The 22,225-nt window shown below is 70.8% G+C and carries 16 protein-coding genes; 12 read left to right on the forward strand and 4 right to left on the reverse strand.

Features of this window, described 5'->3' with window-relative positions:
• Nucleotides 1–208: 208 nt before the first annotated feature.
• From AB0P03_RS22295 to AB0P03_RS22320, 6 genes are all read left to right on the forward strand, one after another.
• Entirely contained in the window at nucleotides 209–7,216 is a 7,008-nt protein-coding gene (locus tag AB0P03_RS22295) for an RHS repeat-associated core domain-containing protein (RefSeq protein ID WP_363630390.1), read from the forward strand.
• A 126-nt stretch (nucleotides 7,217–7,342) separates the two neighbouring features.
• Nucleotides 7,343–7,882 (forward strand): hypothetical protein, encoded by a 540-nt coding sequence (locus AB0P03_RS22300; RefSeq protein ID WP_363630392.1) that lies wholly within the window; start codon nucleotides 7,343–7,345, stop codon nucleotides 7,880–7,882.
• Between the two features lie 220 nt (nucleotides 7,883–8,102).
• A complete protein-coding gene (locus AB0P03_RS22305) occupies nucleotides 8,103–8,261 on the forward strand; it encodes a hypothetical protein (RefSeq protein WP_363630393.1) in 159 nt (52 codons plus the stop codon).
• A gap of 466 nt (nucleotides 8,262–8,727) precedes the next feature.
• Nucleotides 8,728–8,958 carry a hypothetical protein gene (locus AB0P03_RS22310; RefSeq protein ID WP_363630395.1) on the forward strand — a complete coding sequence of 77 codons (231 nt, stop codon included), beginning with the start codon at nucleotides 8,728–8,730 and terminating at the stop codon, nucleotides 8,956–8,958.
• 1,374 nt (nucleotides 8,959–10,332) lie between these two features.
• Nucleotides 10,333–10,755 carry a hypothetical protein gene (locus AB0P03_RS22315; RefSeq protein WP_363585170.1) on the forward strand — a complete coding sequence of 141 codons (423 nt, stop codon included), beginning with the start codon at nucleotides 10,333–10,335 and terminating at the stop codon, nucleotides 10,753–10,755.
• Entirely contained in the window at nucleotides 10,752–12,035 is a 1,284-nt protein-coding gene (locus tag AB0P03_RS22320) for a hypothetical protein (protein WP_363630397.1), read from the forward strand. Before AB0P03_RS22315 ends, AB0P03_RS22320 begins: the two co-directional genes overlap by 4 nt.
• A gap of 50 nt (nucleotides 12,036–12,085) precedes the next feature.
• On the opposite strand, the gene AB0P03_RS22325 is transcribed toward AB0P03_RS22320, so the two are convergent.
• Together AB0P03_RS22325 and AB0P03_RS22330 are read right to left on the reverse strand one after the other, a co-directional pair.
• Nucleotides 12,086–13,528 (reverse strand): M1 family metallopeptidase, encoded by a 1,443-nt coding sequence (locus AB0P03_RS22325; RefSeq protein WP_363585166.1) that lies wholly within the window; start codon nucleotides 13,526–13,528, stop codon nucleotides 12,086–12,088.
• 23 nt (nucleotides 13,529–13,551) lie between these two features.
• The gene (locus tag AB0P03_RS22330; RefSeq protein ID WP_363585164.1) at nucleotides 13,552–14,541 is read right to left on the reverse strand and encodes a M20/M25/M40 family metallo-hydrolase; all 990 of its coding nucleotides are present in this window, start codon (nucleotides 14,539–14,541) and stop codon (nucleotides 13,552–13,554) included.
• A gap of 143 nt (nucleotides 14,542–14,684) precedes the next feature.
• Here AB0P03_RS22330 and AB0P03_RS22335 point away from each other — a divergent pair, with 143 nt between their 5' ends.
• The 6 genes from AB0P03_RS22335 to AB0P03_RS22360 all read left to right on the forward strand — a co-directional run bounded on the left by AB0P03_RS22335 (nucleotide 14,685) and on the right by AB0P03_RS22360 (nucleotide 20,373).
• Nucleotides 14,685–15,446, forward strand: coding sequence for a response regulator transcription factor (locus AB0P03_RS22335; RefSeq protein ID WP_363630399.1), 762 nt, complete (start codon nucleotides 14,685–14,687; stop codon nucleotides 15,444–15,446).
• On the forward strand, nucleotides 15,436–17,391 hold the full coding sequence (locus AB0P03_RS22340) for an ATP-binding protein (protein ID WP_363630401.1): 1,956 nt from the start codon (nucleotides 15,436–15,438) through the stop codon (nucleotides 17,389–17,391). Before AB0P03_RS22335 ends, AB0P03_RS22340 begins: the two co-directional genes overlap by 11 nt.
• A gap of 44 nt (nucleotides 17,392–17,435) precedes the next feature.
• On the forward strand, nucleotides 17,436–17,801 hold the full coding sequence (locus AB0P03_RS22345) for a PadR family transcriptional regulator (protein WP_363585158.1): 366 nt from the start codon (nucleotides 17,436–17,438) through the stop codon (nucleotides 17,799–17,801).
• Entirely contained in the window at nucleotides 17,798–18,805 is a 1,008-nt protein-coding gene (locus tag AB0P03_RS22350; RefSeq protein ID WP_363630403.1) for a hypothetical protein, read from the forward strand. Before AB0P03_RS22345 ends, AB0P03_RS22350 begins: the two co-directional genes overlap by 4 nt.
• 171 nt (nucleotides 18,806–18,976) lie before the next feature.
• Nucleotides 18,977–19,630: an RNA polymerase sigma factor gene (locus tag AB0P03_RS22355; RefSeq protein WP_363630405.1), complete on the forward strand. Its 654-nt coding sequence runs from the start codon at nucleotides 18,977–18,979 to the stop codon at nucleotides 19,628–19,630.
• Complete coding sequence (locus AB0P03_RS22360; RefSeq protein ID WP_363630407.1) at nucleotides 19,627–20,373, forward strand: hypothetical protein; 747 nt, start codon at nucleotides 19,627–19,629, stop codon at nucleotides 20,371–20,373. Before AB0P03_RS22355 ends, AB0P03_RS22360 begins: the two co-directional genes overlap by 4 nt.
• Nucleotides 20,374–20,693: 320 nt before the next feature.
• Here the strand turns inward: AB0P03_RS22360 and AB0P03_RS22365 are convergent, their stop codons facing one another.
• Both AB0P03_RS22365 and AB0P03_RS22370 read right to left on the reverse strand, forming a co-directional pair.
• On the reverse strand, nucleotides 20,694–21,464 hold the full coding sequence (locus AB0P03_RS22365) for an ATP-binding cassette domain-containing protein (protein ID WP_363630409.1): 771 nt from the start codon (nucleotides 21,462–21,464) through the stop codon (nucleotides 20,694–20,696).
• 166 nt (nucleotides 21,465–21,630) lie between these two features.
• A complete protein-coding gene (locus AB0P03_RS22370) occupies nucleotides 21,631–22,194 on the reverse strand; it encodes a winged helix-turn-helix domain-containing protein (RefSeq protein WP_363585150.1) in 564 nt (187 codons plus the stop codon).
• Nucleotides 22,195–22,225: the final 31 nt, after the last annotated feature.

The raw sequence follows: 22,225 nt of genomic DNA on the forward strand, positions 1-22,225 counted from the left end.
CCGCCACAGTCGTCTGTCCACGCCCTAGCTGAGGCGTGGCTACCTATGGGGGGTAACGGTGTCTGTTCGTCGTGTCCGTTTGCCGTGGTCGGCGGGGAGGGGAGCGCCGCCACCAGGGCGGCGTCGAAGCTCTCGTGTCGCTTTTGTGAGCGCTTTGACCGTGCTGAGTGCTCTTGTGTCACCTGTCGTCCCGGCGTTGGCTGCGCCGGTGGCGGACAAGGACAAGATCTGGTCGCCGCCGGGTACTCCGCTGCCGAAGACGGCTTCCGTACCGGGCTCACCAGAGCAGCCGAAGTCGGTGCCGGCGAAGAAGGGCTCACCGGACTGGGTGCCGCCGAAGGGCGCTCCGAAGAGTGCCTCGGGCTCGGCCGTCGCCCTGCTGGATCCCGCGCCGGCGCCCGGTGCGAAGGCCGTTCGCAAGGGTCCGGACGGCGCCGAGGTGTGGGAGCCGGCGGCCGGCGCCTCGAAGCGGGCCGGTGAACTGCCGGTGTGGCTGGCGCCCGTCGCGCCGGATACCGCGTCGAAGGCCTCGGGTGCTGCGCCGGGCGCGGACGCCGGTCCGGCCAACCCGCCGGTCAAGGTGAGTGTCGCCGACGCGAAGGCCACCGGTGCCGCCGGTGTGCAGGGAGCCCTGGTCACGCTGGAGCGCGCCGAGCAGACGGACGCGACGAAGGTGCGGCTGGGTCTGGACCTGTCCGGTGCCGGATTCGGTGGTGGCTTCGCCGAGCGGGCACAGCTGGTGTCGCTGCCCGCGTGTTCGCTGACCACGCCCGAGGTGGCCGGCTGCCTGGCGCGCACGCCGGTGCCCTCGCACTACGACGCGGAGGCGAAGAAGCTCGTCGCCGACATCGACCTGCCCGCCGTCGAAGCCGCTCTGACGAAGGGACAGCGAGCCGAGTCGAAGTCCGGGGACCAGGCGCCGTCCTCCGGCCCTGCGCCCGCAGCCCCGGCGCGGATGGTGCTGGCGGCCGAGGGTACCCCGTCCAGCGGCCTCGGCACCTACAGCGCGACCTCGCTCTCCCCGAGCCAGGCGTGGACGGCCGGCAGCTCGTCGGGCTCGTTCACGTACAGCTACCCGGTCCAGTCCCCGCCGTCGCTCGGCGGCACGGCGCCCCAGGTGGCACTGGGATACGACTCGGCGGCGGTCGACGGGAGGACCTCGTCGACCAACTCCCAGGCGTCCTGGATCGGTGACGGCTGGGACTTCAGCTCGGGCTTCGTCGAGCGCTCCTACAAGGCGTGCGACAAGGCCGGGATCGCCGGATCCGGCGACCAGTGCTGGGGCGGGGCGAACCTGACCCTGTCGTTGGGCGGCCACTCGGGCGAACTCGTGCCCAACGACCCCTGCGCGTCCGGTGACGCCAAGTCCGAGCAGTCCACGTGCACCTGGCGGTTGAGGAACGACGACGGGACCAAGGTCGAGTTCCTCACCGGCGCCGACAACGGCACCTGGAACGGGTCGTACCTCAAGGTCACCGACAGCTCCGGCACGGTCTACTACTTCGGCCTCAACCACCTGCCCTCCGCGTCCGGTGCGCCGACCAGCACCGGCCCGGAGAGCAAGTCGGCCTGGACGGTGCCGGTGTACTCGCCGAACGCGGGTGACCCGTGCTATGACGCTGCCAAGGGCAAGGGATCGTGGTGCCAGACGGCATGGCGCTGGAACCTCGACTACGTCGTCGACGCCCACAACAACCTGACCACCTACACCTACGCGCCGGAGGCCAACTGGTACGCCCGCGGTGGCGGCCAGAACCGCGGCAGTGGTGTGAACTCCTCGTACACCCGCGGCGGCACGCTCGCCTCGATCGGCTACGGGCAGCTGCTCTCCGACCAGCTCGGTGCGAACGGCGCGCACCAGCCCGCCGCGAAGATCGACTTCGAGACGGACGAGCGCTGCGTCTCGGGCGCGGCGGCCTGCGACCCCGCGCAGCGGACCTCGGCCAACGCGGCCAACTGGCCGGACGTGCCGCTCGACAAGCAGTGCGCCGAGCAGGGCACCTGCTCCAGCTACGGGCCGACCTACTGGTCGACCAGGTGGCTGAACGCCGTCACCACCTCGATCCGCTCCGGCGGCTCGTACCGCCCGGTGGACCGCTACGAGCTCACGCACACGTTCAAGAAACCGGCCAACTCCGATGAGAACACGCAGATCCCGTGGCTCCAGGCGGTCAAGCGGATCGGCAAGGACACCTTCAACGGGCAGACCGACCAGGCCTTGCCGGAGGTCACCTTCGCGGACCTGATGCTGCCCAACCGGGTGGACGGCCTCGTCCCGGCCCGCCCCCGCTACTATCGGCCGCGGATCGAGGTGATCACCCTTGAGACCGGCGGCACGATCGCGGTGGACTACAACCGCGAATCGTGCATGCGCACCACGGGCAAGATGCCGTCCTCGGCGGACGGCAACACCATGAGCTGCTACAACGTGAAGTGGTACGACACGGGTGTGGCCGCGATGGTGGACGACTGGTTCCTGCGCTACCCGGTCGCCTCGGTGACCGTCGACCCGAACTCCAACCTCGTCGCCGGCTCGGTCACCAAGGTCACCGCCTACGAGTACGGGCCGGCCGCCTGGCACCGCAACGACGGCGCCCTGGTGGACGACAAGTCCCGCACCTGGGACCAGTTCCGCGGCTACGCCAAGGTGACCGCCGTGACCGGCTCGGGCAAGGACGGCGCGAAGTCCAAGACGTCGACCAGCTACCACCAGGGAATGGACGGTGACCTGAAGGCGGACGGATCGGCCCGGTCGGCGACGGTGTCCGGGCCGACGAGCGGCGCCCGCCGCGACGACGACTGGCTGTCCGGCCGGGTGCTGGAGAGCGACGTCTACGTCGATGCCGACGCGGCCGCACCCGAGGCGTCCACCGTGAACACCAGCAGTGGCCCGGTGACCACCGCGACCCACAAGCGGCCCGGTCTGCCGGACCTCGTCGCCCGGTACGCGGCCACCACCTCGACCAGCACCTCGACCAGCCGGACCACCACCGGAACCCGGGCCACCTCGACGGTGACCGCCAGTGACCCGGCGAACGGCAACCGGATCAAGACCAGCCTCAGCACCGCCGACGGCACACCCGACGTCTGTGTCCGCAACTCCTACGCCACCGGCGCGAATCCGAGCATGACCGGGCTGGTGTCCGAGGCGCTGACCGTCTCCGGAGCGAACGCCTGCACGGCGACGCCGACCGCAGCGAACACCGTCTCCGGCGCCCGCACCCTGTACGACGGTGCGGCGTTCGGCGCGGCGGGAGCCAAGGGGGAACCGACCGGTGCGCAGGTGCTGGACCGCTACGACGCTTCCGGCGCAGCTCAGTTCGTGACCACCGGCACCTCCGCCTACGACGTCTACGGCCGCGCCACCACCGCCACCGACGTGACGGCCACCGACAGCGCCAATCCGAACGGCGCCACCGTGACCACGACTTACGGCTCGGCGAACCCGGGCGAGCTGCCCAACCGGACCGTGACCGGCACCCCGGCCCCGGCGGGAGCGTCCGACGCCGGAGCCAAGCGCAACACCACCACCACGCTGAACCCGGCCCGCGCGCTGCCGATCACCACCACCGACCCCAACGCCCGTACCGTCACCCAGTCGTACGACTCCCTCGGTCGACTCAAGGCGGTCTGGACCCCGGGCCGGGCGACCAGCGCGAGAGCCAACTTCACCTTCGACTACACGGTGGACGGCACAGCCCGGCCGTCCACCGTCACCAGCCGGACGCTGCGCTCCAACGAGAGCTACGCGGTCTCCACCCAGATCGTGGACGGCCTGGCCCGGACCATCCAGACCCAGACCAACCCGGCCATCTCCGCCTACCACGGCCGACTGCTGACGGACACCTTCTACGACTCGCAGGGCCGCACCAACCGGACCTTCAACACCCACTACGACGACACCGCCGGTCCGAACACGGTCCGATTCAACGCGATCCCCGCCGAGGTCCCCGGCCAGACCTCCACCGCCTTCGACGGCATGGGCCGACCGGTGAGCACACAGTTCATCGCCCTCGGCGTGCTGCAGAACACCACGACCACCGCCTACCCGGGCGCCGACCGGGTCGACGTGTCGCCGCCGGCCGGTGCCACCGCGACCAGCACCCTTTCCGACGCCCGCGGCCGCACCAGCCAGCTGTGGCAGTACAGGACGCCGTCCGCTACCGGCAAGCAGGCCGACGCCGACGTCACCACGTACACCTACACCCCGAGCGGCCAGCCCGCGACGCGAGTCGACGCCGCCGGGAACAGCTGGAGCTACGGCTACGACCAGCGCGGCCGTCAGGTGAAGGCCGACGACCCGGACACCGGCGTCTCGATCCGCACCTACGACAGTGCGGGCCGCCTGGCCACCACCACGGACGCGCGCGGTCAGTCGATGGCGCTCACCTACGACCTGCTCGGCCGCAAGACCGGCACCTACAACGGCACGGTCAACCCGGCCAACCAGCTCACCGGCTACACCTACGACACCGTCGCCAAGGGCCAGGCCGCCAGCTCCACCCGGTACGTCGGGGGCGCCGGCGGAGCGGCCTACACCAAGGCCGTCACAGAGCTGGACCCGGCATACCGGCCGACCAAGTCCACCGTGTCGATCCCCGGCAGCGAGATCGGCAAGACCGGGCAGGCGACCTACGAGTACGAGACCGTCTACGACCCGATCACCGGCGCCGTGACCACCGAGTACCGGGCCGCCGTCGGCAACCTCGCCTACGAGTCGATCGGCTACAACTACGAGATCTACGGCCTGCTGCACGACATGGGCGGGGCCGACGACACCTACCTCCGTCAGTCCGACTGGGACGCCTACGGGCGCAACATCCGCTCCACCGTCAACCCGTTCGGCTGGCAGATCGTCGCCACCAACACCTACGACGTGTCCACCGGGCGTCCGCTGACGCAGTACGTCGACAAGCAGACCTCCACCGACGGCACGGTCCAGAACACGACCTACGCCTACAACCAGGCCGGCCGGATCACGGCGATCCGGAGCATCCCGAACAACACCCCGGCCGCCACCGACCTGCAGTGCTTCTCCTACGACTACCTGGGCCGGCTCACCACCGCGTGGAGCGACACCGGGCGGCTCGACCAGCCCACCCCGTCCCTGGCAGGCCAGGGGGCGTGCGCCAACTCCACTCCCACCAGCGGGGCTTCGGCGCCTTCGAAGACGACGGTGGGCGGCAACGCCGCCTACTGGCAGGACTACACCTACGACCTGACCGGCAACCGCACCAAGCTCGTCGACCACAACCCGGCCGGTGACCAGTCCAAGGACGTGAAGGTCGACCAGACCTTCCCGACCCCCGGCACCCGCAACACGCCGACCACCGCGGCCGGCACGGGCGGCGGCACCGGCGGCCCGCACGCACTCGCCGGCGGCACGTACACCTACGGCTCGGCCACCGCCCCCCAGGGCACCGACGAGTACGACGCGGCCGGCAACACCACGAAGATCAACAACCCCAACGGCATCAAGATCCTCAACGCCGGGTCCGTCCTCAAGTCCGGTGAGAGCGTGCGCTCCAACAGCGTCCGACTCGCCATGCAGGACGACGGCAACCTGGTGCTCAGCTCGCTGCGCACCGGCCAGGTCCTCTGGTCCACCAACACCCAGAACCACCCGGGAGCCTGGGCCACCATGCAGGACGACGGCAACTTCGTCGTCTATGACCCGCAGCGCGTCCCGCTCTGGTCCTCGCAGACCTGGGCGGGTAACGCCAGCGGCTACTTCGCGACCGTCCAGGACGACGGCAAGTTCATCGTCTACGCGCCCGGTTGGAATTCCAAGTGGGGCACCTCCACCTGGAATGCCGCCGACTCGGCCAACGCCTCCACGCTGACCTGGGACGTCGAGGGCAAGCTCGCCTCACTCGCTCAGGGTTCGGCCGTCACGACGTACGTCTACGACGCCGACGGCAACCAGCTGATCCGCCGCAACCCCGGCAAGGTCACCGTCAACCTCGGCGGCGGCGACGAACTCACCTACGACACCGGTACCAAGACCAGCACCGGTACCCGCTACTACAGCATCCCCGGCGGCATCACCATGGTCCGCGAGAGCCCGACCAAGCTCACGTACCAGTTCGCCGACCACCACGGCACCAACACCCTGTCCATCGGCCGCGACAGCCTCGTCGAGACCCGCCGCCCCACCGACCCCTTCGGCGCCCCCCGCGGCACCACCTCCAGCACCACCGCCTGGGCCGGCGACAAGGGCTACGTGGGAGGCCTCAAGGACGACGCCACCGGCTTCACCAACCTCGGCGCACGCCAATACCAGCCCAGCACCGGCCGCTTCCTCAGCGCGGACCCGCTGCTCCTGCCTGCGGACCCGCAGCAGTGGAACGCGTACGCGTACGCGCACAACAACCCGGTGAACCGGTCGGACGGAACGGGCTTGTACGACCCCGATGTCCGCTGTATGAAGATGCCCGAGAGCCACGACTGCAAGGCCATGTACACCCCCGTTCCCCAGCCCGACCCGGGTGACGACAAGTACCACATCGGTTCTCCGAGCGAGCCCAACGTCGACTTCGGGGACGACTTCCCGTACGACTCGTCGGTCAAAGCGACGGACAAGGACAGAGCGAGCTACGACAGCTGGCGGAAGGCTGGCGTGGCGGTCCAGCAGTGCAGCCGGTTCGGCATCGGGCTCTGCGACAAGTTCAAGAAGAACGCCTCTCGCCTGTCGGACGGCAGTGACGCCTACATGCACTACATGGACGGGTCCGGAAGCGACTACGTGATCGACTACGCGAAGGCGTACGACGAGGACAAGAACATCCGCCAGCTGGTGGACGAAGAGGTGGAATCGGCTCAGCGGTGGGCGGAGCGGGTCGCGCTGAAGACGGGTCGCAAAGCCTTCAGCATGACCGGTTCGGACGTATCCGCACGGGCCAAGGGTCTCTACCCGGACACGGAGAACTGGCAGAAGGCCCTGGGTGACTACCGGCAATGGGGAAGTGCTGATGTGAGGGTGGAAGGGAACAAGGTCACGATGAAGCTCACCGTCCACGTGCTGGATCGGTACGACTTCAACAAGAGCAACAAGGACATCGCCAGCGGCGTCTCCGACAACGTGAACGGTAGGTTCGCGACGCTCGGCTGGGCCAAGCCCTTCACCACACGAGGCGGCCTGGAGAAGACCGTCACGTGGACAATCGGCGCATCCGGGAGCTTGGTCAGCCCGGGAAGCGGCGCGGAACACCGGTGACCTACGGGCCGGGGCCCGGTCCCGATGACACGACGTCCGGGACGGGCCCTGGCCCTGCGGTTCGGTCGGCAAGCTCTTCAACAAACCTAGAAGGTCAGGGATGATGAACCTGTGAAACGTACGTCGGTGAAGGTGACGCAGCGAGCAGATGGCGCTCGGATTCTGCTGTTGATTCCCGCCGCGGTACTGCTCGCATCCGGCTGTGCGTCTGCACCGGAGACCAGTACCGCCGGGCAAGGTTCGGACCGCCGCCCGACCATTACCGCGCCGACCCCGGCGCAGGTGCGGACGGATGTCGAACCGCTGAAGCGCCGCTTCCCGCAGTTGGGCGAGCTGACCGCGACGAAGTGGGTCGGCCAGGTGCTGACGAAGAACTCCGTGCCGGAGATCCCCGGCCCGACCGACGTGAGCCTGGACGGAGTGGCGCAGGTCGATCCGGCGATCCTGACGGCGATCACGGGCAGCGGGATGTGGCGGGAGAGCGCCATCGAGTGCGGTGTCCCGCAGGAGATCGCCGCTGAGGTCAGGGACACGAAGATGTGGCTCCACAGTGAGGCCTTCGACAAGTCGGTCACGCGGACCCAGTACACGGGGAGCTTCTACTTCGACAAGCAGAGCAGCCGAGTCTACTTCTGCACGGTGAACCCGAAGGAACGAACCAGCTGATTCCGTCACGTTCCCACCTGGGTCCCTCGCCGAAGGCGGCGCGTTCAACGAGGGGCCCAGGTGCGTTCCGACCACACCACGACCCGGTTGGAAGGCTGTCGTCCTCATGCGGGAGGACGTTCTCAAGTTCGGAACGGGTCAGGTGACGTGGTGGACATGGGTCGGCTGCCGCCCGGTGGTTTGCTGCTCACATGATGGCGCGAGATCGGGATCCGAGTCGATGCCGGTCCATGACCGGTACGTGGCCGGGTTGGTGCCGGCGTTCACCGCCGGGCCGCAGACGACTTTGTCGCTGGAGGCGCTCGCGGTGCGCACCGCGGTGCATGTCGTCACGCTGGCCGGGGACGGGGGCTCCGTTGTGGTGGGTGTGATGGCGTAGGTGGCGTACTCGACGGGGTAGGGCTTCCGAAGTCGGGAGCATCTGCCTCAGAGTCGTACTGTCCCGCACCGGCGAATCGATCTCGGTGAGTTTGCTCCGCTTTGACAGACACCATCGGTGTGGTGGTCAGGCGCGAGGACGGTTTCGTACTCGGCGGGAATGCCGATTCGATGTCATCAGAGACGGGTCTCCCAGCGGCTCCATTCTGGCCCAAGATGGACAGCACTTGGGTCTCCGGAAAGTGCACGGAAGGTTGCTAGCTATGACTGAGGCGAACCGTCGATCGGTTAGCGGGTCCACCTTCCGATGGATTGCTACCTGCGCCGTTCGTTATGCCGTGGTCTTCATGGTTGGCTGGATGGCGATATCGCTGACGGCTCCCAGGATGTCGGACCGGGCTGGAGGTTACGGTGCCCGGAAGACTTTGTGGGGATCTTTTCTGGGATACATGGAAGGGGCTCCAGGGATGTTCCTGATGATCGGAGTCCCATCCCTGATATTGCTGGCGCTGATTTCCAGGAGAAGAGGAACCTCTGCGCCTGATGAGTTCAGGGCATTTTCCGCGGCGCTCCTTGTCATCCCTGCGCTGGTGCTCTTCCTGGTCGGCACATGGGTGATGGTCGCCATCCAGATGGCGGTGCAGATCCTCTTTGCAGCGATCATCATGCCGGTTGCCAGGGAAAAGGAAAGCTTCTAGGATCGTTGAAGCACGTGGCCGGTTAAATTAGGTCACGATCAGTTTATGTGGGCGCTCGGCTGGATTTCCCAGCCGAGCGCCTCGCAGAATCCAGCGCTTGTTGGGCCGAAGGGATCGTCTGAGGCGGCAGTGAATGTGGATGCTTCGGGCGCGCAACTCAAATAAGTGGTTCTCTGCGAGGCGAGGAGGTGTGTCGCCTCGGACGGCTTCGCCCGCCCGGGTGACTTCGAGTAGTGCGCGTTGAGACGTTTAGAACGCAGGTATCGGGTGATCGAGACTCTGGGGTCAGGCTGGGAACGAGCCCAGGGCCTATTGCGTGTCCTTGCTGTCTCCCTGACTGGCATCTTGCCGCTGGCGGCTTCGCGCACGGTGGCGAAGGATCCTGTCCCGGCTGTCATCGGGTCCTGGGACACAACCGCCGCTTCGATCCGGTTCCTGGAGGGCGGCAAGCTCGGCGAGGCATGTCTGCTCCCCGCGCCGCCATGTGTCGTGGAGAGTTTCTGTTACTCGACGAGGCGATCACTATCCCGATCTAGAGGTGGTTCAGTATCGTCGAGGAGAGCGTCTCCACGTGATTGCCAGGGATGAGATGGGACAATTTCAGGGAGATCCTGGTCTGCTTGCAGTTCCGTTTGCGTCATCCCTCTTCTCGCCTTCGGGCCGTACCTACCAGAATGGCGGGTGTGTATCAGGGTGCCGATTAACAGATTTAATCGAGTCGGCCGATGGTTCAGTCGGGCGCTGCTGAGATATCTTGCGGTGTGCGTGGCTCCCGTGTGCGTTTTTATGCTCGTTCTTTCAGCATTTGCGCCCGGCGGGCATGACGCCAATGGATTCTCTCGAGCCGACTCCCTGGATAGCCTCAAGCTGCTGGCGCTCATCTCGCTCACGATAACTGTCCCCACACTGTTCTTTCTCTTCCTGGTCTCTTTTCGGGCGGCCAGGGGGAGGAATGTTCGGGGGGTGGCTGCCGTGTTGTTTGCCCTGCCCCCACTGCTCTATCTCCTTGCGGGTGCTTGGCCCTTCCTGCTGATGAGCGCACTCGGTGTGATATACGCAATGGTAGTGATGCCCGCGCCTGCGCCTGGATCCTGATTTTGCGACATCCGGGTCCCCGGGCGCGTGATGCGCATCGGGGGCCCAGATGTTTGTTCTGGGCACTTACGGTAACTTTCCGTTCAATCCTGGTGGGGCTCATCGAGTAATTGCTCGGCGAGCCCGCCACGAGTGGGGGAGCATGGGCGACGCGGGGTCCGGGGGTGTCAGGGGGGCGTCAGGAGTGGGGCGGTGATCGTTGGGATGTCGTCAAGAGGGGGTGGGGCTGGGGGTGGGATCGGGTGAGGTGGGTGGGTGCCGACTCCTCCGTTGCCTGATGTGCCTGGTCCCACTGGTGGTTACCGCAATGCGCCCACCGGGGTGCCGCCGTACGGCGGGCCGGCGGTGCCGCAGCTGCCGACTCTGGACGGGACGCTGGTGGTCGACTTCGCGTTGGTGGGCAAGGCCGGGGCGGATGCGGGCAAGGCGGCCGAGGGCATGGCTGCCGCCTGGACGGCGCTCAGCTCGGCGGCCCTGTTCGGTGCGGCGCCCTGGGGGGATGATCCGGCGCTCGGGCAGGGCTTCGACCAGGTCTTCGCCCAGCCGCGGGACGATCTGCTGAAGGCGGTGCAGGCGCTGCCGGACACCCTGCGCAAGCTGGCCGACGCCCTCGGCGCCACGCGCAGCACGTTCGAGAGGGCCGACGAGCACGCCACGGAACTCGCCTGGACGTTCCCGGGGCCCGGTAGCGGCGGCGCGTGATGGCGGTCGACGCCCCCAACGCCTCGCTGCCGGACGGGTTGCAGAACCTGCTGATGATCCTGGTGGGCAACAAGTGGCCCACCGGGAACGAGAGCGCGCTGCGGGCCGAGGCGGATGCCTGGGCCGAGGCGGCGAAGTCGATCCGTGCCTGCGTCCTGGACCTGGCGGACGCCAAGTCCCAGCTCGACCAGGGCCTGAGCGGCGCCAGCAAGGACGCGTTCGACGCCTATCTGGCCAGGCTCGCCGTCGCCGACGACGCCGCGCTGCCGCTCATCGCCCAGTGCTGCGACGCCGCCGCCGACGCGCTGCACAACCTGGCGAACCAGATCGAGACCCTGCGCATCGAGATCATCGGTGCGCTGGTGGTCCTGGCGGTTCAACTGGCCATCGACGCCGTGATGTTCCTCTTCGGCGGGGCCGAGGCGGCGCCCGTGGAGATCGCCTTCACCAGGGCCCTGGTGTGGGCCTTCCTGCGCAAGGCGCTGATCAGCGCGGTGACCCGGGTCGCCGAGTCGGTGCTGGCCCAGGTGGGCTTCGACCTGCTGGCCCAGGTGATCGAGCTGGGCCAGGGCCACCGCACGTCGATCGACGGCGGTGAGCTGGGCACGGCCGCCATCAACGGGGCGGTGGGCGGCGCGGTCGGTGTCGGTGCCGGGTGGCTCGGCAAGGGTCTGGGCAAGGGCCTGGGAAAGGGGCTCGGGAAGGGCTTCACCTCGCTGACCGGCAAGGAGGCCGGCGCGTTCGCCAAGGGCGCGGCCGGGCTGGTCTGGAACACCGGCTACGGGGCGCTGACCGGGATGGCCGAAGGCGCGGCGCAGGACGCGGTGTTCGGGCTGTCGGGTGACTACGTCTCCGGCGCGGCCAACGGCGCGTTCGCCGGGGCGTGGGGGTGGCGGCACGGGGCGATGAACCCCGGGAACAAGTTCTCCATCTCGCCGGGCGACCACATCGAGGGCTGGCTGAACGGCAGGCTGGAGGGCCCGCGCCCACCGCGCGGCGGTACGACGGGGGGCGGCACGACGGGGGACGGTACGCCAGGGGGCGGCCCGTCGGAGATCGAGCTCGTCCCGGTGGGGGACCTGCCCCATGAGCTGCCGCCGCTGCCGCCGCAGGACACGGACCTCTCGGGCCTGTTCCACGAGATGGGCCACTTCCCGGCCCCCGTCGGCGACTTCAGATCGACGCACGGCGGCACCCCGGCTCCGCAGCGCCCGCAGCCGCGGACTGTCTCCGATGCCATCCTGGAGGAGCTCAATCCGGGCGTGCACCAGCCCTCCTGATGGAGCATCAGGAGGGCTGGCGTCGGTGCGGGGGAGGGGGCTGGGGGGTGTTACTGGCTGCCTGCCGGGGCCAGGGGGGCCAGGGTGCCGGGGTAGAGGTACTCCTTCGCGGGGAGTGTGGTGCCGTGGGCCCAGGCGTCGAAGAAGCCCTTGAGGTCCTTGCCCGAGACCTTGGCGGCGAGGGCCTCGAACTGGGGGAAGGAGGCGTTGCCGTAGGCGTGGTCCGCGGTCCAGCGCTTGAGGGTGGCGAAGAACGCGTCGTCGCCGACGGTGCGCCGCAGGGCGTGCATCATCAGGGAGCCCTTGAAGTAGAGGGCTGAGGCCAGTTCCTGGCCCTGCCCGGGGTCGTACAGCTTGGTGGACCAGAACTCCGGCTTGTTCCGGTTCTCCTCGACGGTGGGGGTGTAGAAGCCGGTGTCGAGGTTGCTGCCCTGGTGCTCGTCCCACAGCTGGTTGGCGTACTGGGCGACGCATTCGGCGATGCAGCCGTCGCGCCAGTCGGTGAACGAGACGCTGTCGCCGAACCACTGGTGGGTGATCTCGTGGACGGCCGCGGAGTCCCAGAAGTAGTTGGTGTAGGTGGGCCGGCTCTGGGTCTCCAGGTCCGGCGCGCCGGTGCCCGTCTCCTTGGTCCAGCTGCGGACGATGGCGCCCGCGGAGGAGAACGGGTACGGGCCGAACTTGGAGGCCAGGAAGGCGATGATCTCCGGCTGCTGGGCCTCGGTCGCCTTGGCCATGTCGTCGATCGGCACGTCCGGGCCGTAGGCCGTGATGACCGGCGTCCCGTCGGACAGCGCCGAGCGGTGGACGGTGAACTTGTCGATGGCGACGGTGCTGAGGTAGGTCGCCATCGGCTTGTCCTCGCGCCAGCGGAAGGTCGTCGAGCCGTCCTTGCTGGTGGTCTGGCCGGGCCGGCCGTTGCCGATGGCGGTCCAGCCGTCGGGGACGGTCGCGGCGAGCGAGAAGGTGGCCTTGTCGGACGGGTGGTCGTTGGACGGGAACCAGGAGGTCGCCGAGTGCGGCTCGCCCATCGCGTTGACGCCGCCGGACACCAGCTGGTGCCAGCCCTCGGGGTCGGGCTTGCCCGCGTACACCACCCGCACCGCGAAGGTGGCGCCGCCGGCCACCCGGCGGGCGGGCACGATGTCCAGCTTGTGCGTGCCGGAGCGGGAGAACGACTTGGCCGGGGTGCCGTTCACGGTGACGGAGGCGACCTGGAAGCCCTTGAGGTCCAGGGAGAGGCGGTCGAGCGACTGGAGGGCCCGGGCGGTGACGGTCGTGTCGCCGTTCAACTGGTCGGGGTGAGCCGGGTCGTAGGCGATCCGGACGTCGTAGTTCGCCACGTCGTAGCCGACGTTGCCGTCCTCGGGGAAGTACGGGTCCCCGATCCCGGCCGCTCCCGCGGGGGCGGCGGTCAGGGCGACTCCGAGGGCGGTGGCGGCGGCCACCAGGGTGACGGCCTTGCGGCGGTGGCGACTCGGCGGTGTGCGCATCTGTGGCTCCTGGGGACGGGCGGTCAGGACCGGGCGGCGGCGGGGACGGTGGCCGGGGCGGTGGTGGCCGGAGCGGCCGGAGCGGCCGGAGCGGCGGGCTTGGCGGCTGCGGGCTTGGCGGTGGCGAACTGCCACACCACGCCGATCATGGCGTTGGTGCTGGTCGCCTGCGTCGCGGGGTCGACGTTGGCGAGGTTGTCGCACGCGCTGTGGAGGCAGTCCGAGACGCCGCTGCTGAAGCCGGACGACGGGATGCCCGCGTCCCCGAACGGCTGGCTGTCGGAGCTGTCCAGCGGGATGTCGAAGGTGGCCAGGCCCCGGTCGGTGAACCACTTCTCGAAGGCCTGGAAGGCCGCGGTCTCGTTGTTCTTCGCGTCCTTCACCAGGAGGTACTGCTGGAGGTTCTTGCTGCCCGCCTGGTCGAGGTTGAGGTACAGGTCGATGGCCTTGCGGTCGCCGGCGGACAGGTTCTTGACGTAGTCCGCCGAGCCGACCATCCCCAGCTCCTCCGCCCCCCACCAGGCGAAGCGCAGGTGCCGCTCGGGCTTCAGCTTGGCCTTGGCCACCTGGAGGGCGGTGGTCAGGACGGCCGCCGAGCCGGAGCCGTTGTCGTTGATCCCCGGGCCCATCGGGACGCTGTCCAGGTGGGCGCCGGTGAGCAGCACGTGGTCGGGGTCGCCGCCCTGCCAGTCGGCGATCAGGTTGTAGCCGTCCTTGCCGTCGTGGGAGAAGCGGCGCAGCTGCGTCTGGAAGCCGGCCCGGTCCAGCGCGTGCTTCACGTACGCCACCGACTCCGCGTACCCCTTGGTGCCGTGCGCGCGGTTGCCGCCGTTGCGGTCCGCGATCCGCTGCAGGGCCTGGAGGTGCGGCATCACCTCGGCCGCCTCGACGGTGGGCGCGGCCGGGGCGGGCCTGTGCTCGGCGGCCGTGGCCGCGGCGGCGGGGACGGTGGACAGCAGCAGGGCGGTCCCGATGACGTGGGCGGCGAGGGACACCAGGCGGCGGGAGGGCATCACACGGGAGCCTTTCGGAGGCGGGGCCGGGGGGCTTCCCCCGGCGGACTCCGTCCACCCTGGTCCGTCGATGTCAGGAACTTGTCGAGAGGCTGTCGGGAACCGGTAGGGGTGCTTCCGGAGGGCGACTTACGATCATCCTCATGTGCGCACATGTCGTGGTCGCCGAGGACGATCCCAAGCAGGCCGACCTGGCCCGCCTGTACCTGGAGCGGGAAGGGCATCGCGTGGTCGTCGTCCACGACGGCCGGGCCGCGCTGGAGCAGGCCCGGCGCGGCCCGGCGGACCTCCTGGTCCTCGACGTGATGATGCCCGTCATGGACGGGCTCGACGTCTGCCGTGCCCTGCGTGCCGAATCCGCCCTGCCGGTGCTGATGCTGACGGCCCGCACCGCCGAGGAGGACCTGCTGCTCGGCCTCGACCTCGGCGCCGACGACTACCTCACCAAGCCGTACAGCCCGCGCGAGCTCGTGGCCCGGGTCCGGGCCCTGCTGCGCCGCGGGTCCCGGCCGCTGACCCCGGGTGCTCCCGCGCCGCCGGCCGCGCCCACCCTGCCGCCGACCGCGCCGCCCGCCGCCGCGCCCCCGGCCGTACTGACCGCCGGGGCCCTCACCGTCGACCCCCTGCGCCACGAGGTCACCGCCGACGGACGGCCCGTCAGCTGCACGCCCGGCGAGTTCCGGCTGCTCCAGGTGCTGGCCGCCCAGCCCGGCCGGGTCTTCACCCGGGCCCAGCTGCTGGAGCACCTGCACGGCATCGACCGGTACATCACCACCCGGACCGTCGACACCCACGTGATGAACCTGCGCCGCAAGATCGAGCCCCAACCGCGCCGCCCCACCCGCCTGCTGACGGTCTACGGCATCGGCTACAAGCTCGCGGAGGGGCCGCGCGGTGCGTCGTGACGCCCCGCCGCGCCGCAGCCTGCTGATCCGGCTGCTCGCCCTCTCCGCCCTGGTCTCGCTCTGTTCGATCGCCGCGACGGCCTGGCTGACCGCCCGCACCACGACGGGCGCGATCAGGCAGGAGCAGCGCCAGGTCCTCGCGGACCAGGCCCGGATCTACCACGAACTGCTCGGCTACGCCGCGACCCACCCCGACTGGACGGGTGCGGAGAGCACCGTGCGGCGGCTCGCCGCCGACACCGGGCAGCGCATCCTGCTGACCACTCCGCGCTTCGAGCCGGTCGTCGACTCCGCGGCCACCGCACCCGGGTCACCGGCCGCCACCTCCGGGACCCCCGCCACCGCCCCCGGGTCACCGCCCCCGGCCGCCACGCCGTCGGCACCGCCCCCGGGCGCCGCCGACCGGACGGTGCTGCCCCGGACGCCCACCACCACGGTCGACCCGCTCTCCGTCGACCTCGCCATGCTGCCCGACGCCCCGGCCGACCGGATCGACGCCCGTGCCGTGGGCCCGTTCCGGCTGACGACCGCCGAGCGCGCGGCCATGGAGGAGGCCGCGCGGAATCGGGCCGGCTGCCTGCGGTCGGAACTGGGCGTCGAGGCGACCGTCACCGACGACGCCGCCGGCCGCCCCGTGGTGAGCGTCCCCGGCGGCCGGCCGCTCGGCGTGCGCTGCGCGCCCCCGCTGGTGCTGGACGCCCCGACCCGCACCGAGAGCGCCGCCCTCGCCGACCTCACCGCGCTCGTCAACGCCTGCCTGGAGCGCCAGCAGATCCGGCCCGTGACGCTGTCCCTGGGGTTGCAGTGGGCCCCGGCCCGCGACCGGGAGCAGGAGCAGGTGATCTCCGCCTGCCTCGCCAACTCCCGCCGGCAGCAGCTCGTCCGGTACGTGGCGCCGCCCGTGCTGCTGTTCGTCGGCGCGCCCGCCGGCGCGGCGGACCAGGCCCCCGTGCTGTCCGCCCCGCACCGCGGGCGGGTCGCCGAGGTCGCCGCGCTGGTGCTGGCGGTCACCGTGGCGATCACCACGATCGTTGGCCTGCGGCTCTCCCGGCCGCTGAACGCGCTCACCCGCGCTGCCCGGCGGATGACCGACGGGGACCTCTCCGCCCGGGTGACCGCGACCGGTCGCGACGAGATCGCCGGACTCGCCGCCGCCTTCAACGCCATGGCGCAGCGCCGCGAACAGCTGGAGGAGATGCGCCGGGCGATGGTCGGCGACATCGCGCACGAGCTGCGCACCCCGCTCAGCAACATCCGCGGCTGGCTGGAGGCCGTCGAGGACGGCGTCGTCACCGCCGACGGCGCCTTGACGAGTTCGCTGCTGGAGGAGGCCCTGCAACTCCAGCACCTGATCGACGACCTGCGGGACCTCGCCGCCGCCGACGCCGGTGAACTGGCCCTGCACCGCGAGCCCGTGGACGTCGAGGACCTGCTGGCCCAGGTCGCCACCGCGCACGGCGCCCGGGCGCAGGCGTCGGGCGTGGCCCTGGTCGTCGAGGCGGTCGCGGACCGGACGGGGCCCGAGACGGCCGGCGCCCCGGCCGGGTACGAGACGGCCGGGTACGAGGTGTTCGCCGACCCGGTGCGCCTGCGCCAGCTGGTGGGCAACCTGGTCGCCAACGCCGTCCGGCACACCCCGGCGGGCGGCACGGTCACCCTGCGGACCCGGACGGAGTCCGACGCCCTGCTCATCGAGGTCGCCGACACCGGCGGCGGCATCGCCGAGGCGGACCTGCCGTTGGTGTTCGAGCGCTTCTGGCGGGCCGACAAGTCCCGCAACCGGCAGAGCGGCGGCAGCGGTCTGGGCCTCGCCATCGTCCGCAAGCTCGCCGAGCTCCACGGCGGCGGCGTTCACGCGGCCAGCAGCCCCGGCGCGGGCTCGGTGTTCACCGTGCGCCTGCCCGCTCCGACGGCCGCCGGGTACGGGGGTGGAGCGGGCCGATAGCTAAATCATCGACATATGTTTGCCATTGATCTATGCTCACGGCCATGGCTAACCGTCAACTACAGGAGCCGACCCGGCTCGTGCTCACCGCGCTCGCCGATGCCCCGCGGCACGGCTACGCGATCGTCCAGGAAGTCCTGGCCATCTCCGACGGCCGGACCAAGCTGCTCACCGGCACCCTCTACACCGCGCTGGACCGGCTCCTCCAGCAGGGGCTGATCCGGATCGACCACGAGGAGGTCGTCGGCGGCCGGATGCGGCGCACCTTCGCCCTCACCGAGGACGGCCGGGACGTCCTGGGCGCGGAGACGGAACGGCTGCGGGCCGGAGTCGTCGAGGCCGAGCGCAGGCTCGCGCTCGGGCGGGGGCCGCGTCTCGGGGCGCTCCGGTTGAGCGGCGGTGCGGCATGACCGCGCAGCAGGCCGGGGCGCTGCCCGGCAGGCTCCCGCTGATCGGCATCTACCCCGCCGCCTACCGGGCCTCGCACGGCGAGGAGATCGCCGCCGTCTTCGCCGAGTCCGTCGAGGGCGCCGACCGGCGCACCGTGCTGCGCGAGTGGGTCACCCTGGCCGCGCACGCCGCCCGGCTGCGGACCCGGCTCAGCTCCGGAGACCCCGCGGGCCGGGCGCTCGCCGGCGCCGCACCGTTCCTGCTGGCCGGAGGGGCGGCGCTGGCCTTCGTCCAACTGGTGATGACCTTCTTCGTCGCGGACACGCGCTTCGAGCTGATGGGCCTGCACACCACGGCCGCGACCGCGGTGGGCGCGGTGCAGGCCGCCCCCTGGGTCCTCGCGCTGCTCGGCGCCGGCCTCGGGCACTGGGGCGCCGCCCGCCTCCTGGTGCTGGTCGGCGTCCTCGCCCGGATCGGCGCCGCGGTCGGCTACGCCGTCCACCCGGCCGGGGTGCTCTTCCTGTCCCTCCACCAGCTGCCCCTCTGGCTCCTGCTCGGGGTGCCGCTGCTCATCGCCCCGCCCGACGGCGTCGACCAGCGCGTCCGCGCCCGGGTCGGGACGGTCGTCGCGGCGGCCGTCATCGCGCTGCCGATGAGCGCGCTCGTCCTCGCCTGGCCCTGGCGCGACCTGGAGGACTACTCCGAGGTCATCTTCCCGCGCAGCACCCAGATGCTGCTCGACGCGTCGTCGGCCTGGCCCGCCGTGGTGATGGCGACCGCCTTCTTCGTCCACTTCGCCGCCCGCCGGCCCGACCGGCCGCGCGCCGTCGGCGTGGCGCTGGCCGCCCTCCCCTGGGCGGTCATGCTCCCCGCGCCCTACTACTTGGCACTGCCGCGCGACCTCGCCGACCTCGGGCGCAACCTCGCGGTCGTGGTCGGCCTGCTGGCCGTCGCCGCCGCCCTCGCCGCGTTCGGCCGCACCCTGGCCGCCTCCCGGAAACCGGAGCCGGTCGAGCCGGCCTGACCGCGGGGGCGGCGCCCCGAACCGACCGCCGGTGTCGGGCCGGCCGGTCCGAGGATCCCCGAGTCCCTTCTTCCGGAAGGGGCTCGGGGATCCTTCGTCGATGGTGCGGCGGCCCGGCGCGGTGTGGCGTGGATCACGGCAACGGGTGGCGGCGGCGGGACAGGAGCTGGTGTGGAGAATTCGATACGCGCCCGGGTGCGCGCTGGGGACGCGGCGGCGTTCGGGCTGGTCTTCGAGGACCACGCCCAGGCGGTGTACCGGCACGCCGTGCGGATGACCGGGGACTGGGCCGTCGCCGAGGACGTGGTCTCGCTGACGTTCCTGGAGGCGTGGCGGCTGCGCGCGCGGGTCGATCCCGAGGGGGAGAGCCTGCGGCCGTGGTTGCTGGGGATCGCGGGCAACGTCATCCGCAACACCCGTCGGGCCGCGCGGCGCCACCAGCGGGCGCTGGCCAAGCTGCCGCCGCGCGAGGCGGTGCCGGACTTCGCCGGGGAGCTGGCGGGTCGGATCGCCGACGCCGAGGAACTGGCCGCCGCGAAGGCCGCGCTGGAACGGCTGCGGCCGGCGGAGCGCGAGGTGTTCGCGCTGTGCGTGTGGGAGGGCCTGGACCACGCGGCCGTCGCCGAGGCGCTGGGCCGGCCGGTGGGGACGATCCGCTCGCGGTTGTCGCGGGCCCGGGCCCGGCTGCGGGAGTTGACGGCGAAGGAGCTCGCCGCGTCACGGTCCGCGGGCTCGGGAAGAGGTGCGCAACGCCCGGGCGCCGGCGGACAGGTAGCAGGTGACCGCGACCTCGCGGTCCGGCCGTACAAGGAGACGACCCGATGAACGCCACCCCCCGGGACCGGTCCGAGCAGACCGAGCGGGAGGAACTGGTCCGGCTGCTGCCGGCCCCGGCGGCCCCGGAGCTCCCCCCGGGCCGCCACCTCCTGCTGAAGGAACACCTGATGGACACCGTCACCGACAACTCCCGGCGCACGGCCCGGCGGCGCAGCCTGGCGCTGCGCCTGGCCCTCCCGGCGGGCCTGGCCGCCGCTCTGGTCGGCGCCCTCCTCGCCACAGGCCCCGGCCGCCCCGCCCCGGACGCCCGGCACCAGGACGCCCAGCACCCGGCCGACGGCACCGGCCACGCGCTGGGCCGCGTCGACAACGCCGCGTACACCCTCGAAGGCGGTGACGACCTCGTCAAACTCACCATCCTGGAGCAGTACAAGCCGGTGGACCCGGACCAACTGCAGCGCGACCTGGACCGGTTCGGGATCCCCGCCCGGGTCTACGCCGGCCAGCCCGGCTGCCGCGCCTCCGAGCCGGAGACCCCGGACAACCAGGAGGGCCAGGACAGTTGGGACATGCATACGGAGGGCGCCGGCCCGCTCGTCCTCACCGTCCGCCCCCGCGCCGTCCCGGCCGGCCTCAAGCTCTTCATCTACCTGCCCTTCGCCGGGACCGACCCCGCCCACAGCTCGCGCGAGATGCACACCGGCCTCATGCGGAGCCCGGGCCCGGCCTGCATGCCGTCCAAGGTCTACTTCAACCCCCTGGCGAGCCTGATCCCGACCCCGCCGCACTGAGCGGCTGACGGCTGACGGCTGACGACCGGCGGCTGACGACCGACGGGTGCGCGGCGGCAGCGGTAGCCGGCCGAGGCAGGCGATGGCAGGGGTGTCCGCCCGGGGCCTGCCGGGGGGCGTCGCCGGGCGGGCCGGCGGGTGCGGGGCTGCGGTCCGGGATGCGCCGGCGCGGTGCGCCGGAGGACGCACGGGGCGCGGGGGCCGCGGCTGGGGAAGCGCTGTGCACCGCTTGACCGGGGGGCGCCGGGGAGGGCGAGGGGCGCCGGGGAAGGGGCGCCGGGGGCGCCCTGGGAGAGGGGCGCCGGGGAAGGCGGGGCGGATCAGGTGGTCGAGCCTCTTCGGAGGTGCTGGAGGCAGTCGGCGATCTCGGCGGGGGTGGAGGGTCCGAGGGCGTCGGCGAGGCGGCCGTGGTGGAGGAAGACGACGCTGTCCGCGTACGCGGCGGCTTCCGGGTCGGTGGTGACGAGGACCGCCGTGAGGTCGAGGGCGCGGACCGCGCGGCGGAGTGAGGCGCCGATGGCGCGGGCGAGTTCGGGCGAGTCGTCGTGGCCGGGGGTGTCGACCAGCAGCAGGCGCGGGGAGCCGGCCAGCAGCCGGGCCAGCATGGCGTTGTGCTGCTGGACCCGGCCCAGCCTCCGGAGCGGCCGCCGCCAGAGCCACAGTCGGGTGATCCGACTGATCTGCCAGGCCTGGCGGCGGCCGAGTGCGGAAACGCCCGGATCGACGAATTCACGAACCGTCACATTTGGGTGGACGGGCTCGTGTTGGCCCCAGAGCGCGCCGACGGAACCCCGTTCACCGTCGGCCCAGTGGACCGTTCCGGTGGACGGGGTGGTGACGCCGGCCATGCACTCCAGGAGTGCCGTGGTGCTGGCGCGTTCGTCTCCCATGACGGCACAGAAGCGGCCTTTTCGTACGCCGAGTGAGAACTCGCGCAGGACCGCTGTGGGACCGTTCGTGCCCGGGTGGATTTTCGACACGTTTTCCAGCGTGACGGCACAGTCTGGGGCGGCTTCCCGCTCAGCTGGTCCACCTCCCATCATGAATCCGCTCCCAGGCTTCCGTAAATGATGCGTGCGGCGACAAGGCATCGTGCTTGCATGCCCAGAACCTACTCGCTCGTAATGGGTTTAGGCCATGCTGCCCGCATCCGTATGTATGGTGCACTTTCCTAGACCATCCGTGTCAGATCGAGATCGCTCCTCGGGGCGTGTTGCGGGTTCGTTACTTCGGGAATCGTCGGTATAGGGCGAATTGTCAGACCAGTGGATCCCCACGAAGAAGAGCCCCGCCCAGGGGGGTCAGGGTGTGGTGCACTTTGTTGAGCGAGCGCAGGGTGGTGATAAGTCCGGCCGCCCGCAGGACGGCGGTGTGCTGGCTCGCGGCGGCGGTGGAGATGCCCACCAGCTCGCCGACCTCGGTGGTGGTGCAGGTGGTCGTCAACACCTGGAGGACGGCCGCCCGGGTGCGTCCCAGCAGGGCCCCCAGGGCCTGGTCGCCGTCGGGTGCCGGGTCCCACAGGTTCTCCCGGTCGCGCGGGACGGGGATCGGGTAGAGCAGCAGCAGGGGCCGGTCGCCCTGCTGTTCGACCAGGATCGGCGATCGGGAGAACAGGAACAGCGACGGCGCTATCTCCAGGCCGGTCGACTCCAGTTTGATGTCGTGCCCCGTCCCGGGGACCTCCAGCACCGGGGGACGCCAGCGGATCGCCGGGTGCAGGGTGCTGAGCAACTGGTCGACGCCGCCGCTCATCATGATCTGGGCCCGGGCGTTCCGGTCGACTTCGAGCAGGGTCGACACCTGGCTCCAGTAGGGCTCCACGGCGATCCGGTGGAATGTCTCCAGATCGCGC

Source organism: Kitasatospora sp. NPDC088779, from assembly GCF_040685395.1.
GTDB lineage: Bacteria > Actinomycetota > Actinomycetes > Streptomycetales > Streptomycetaceae > Kitasatospora.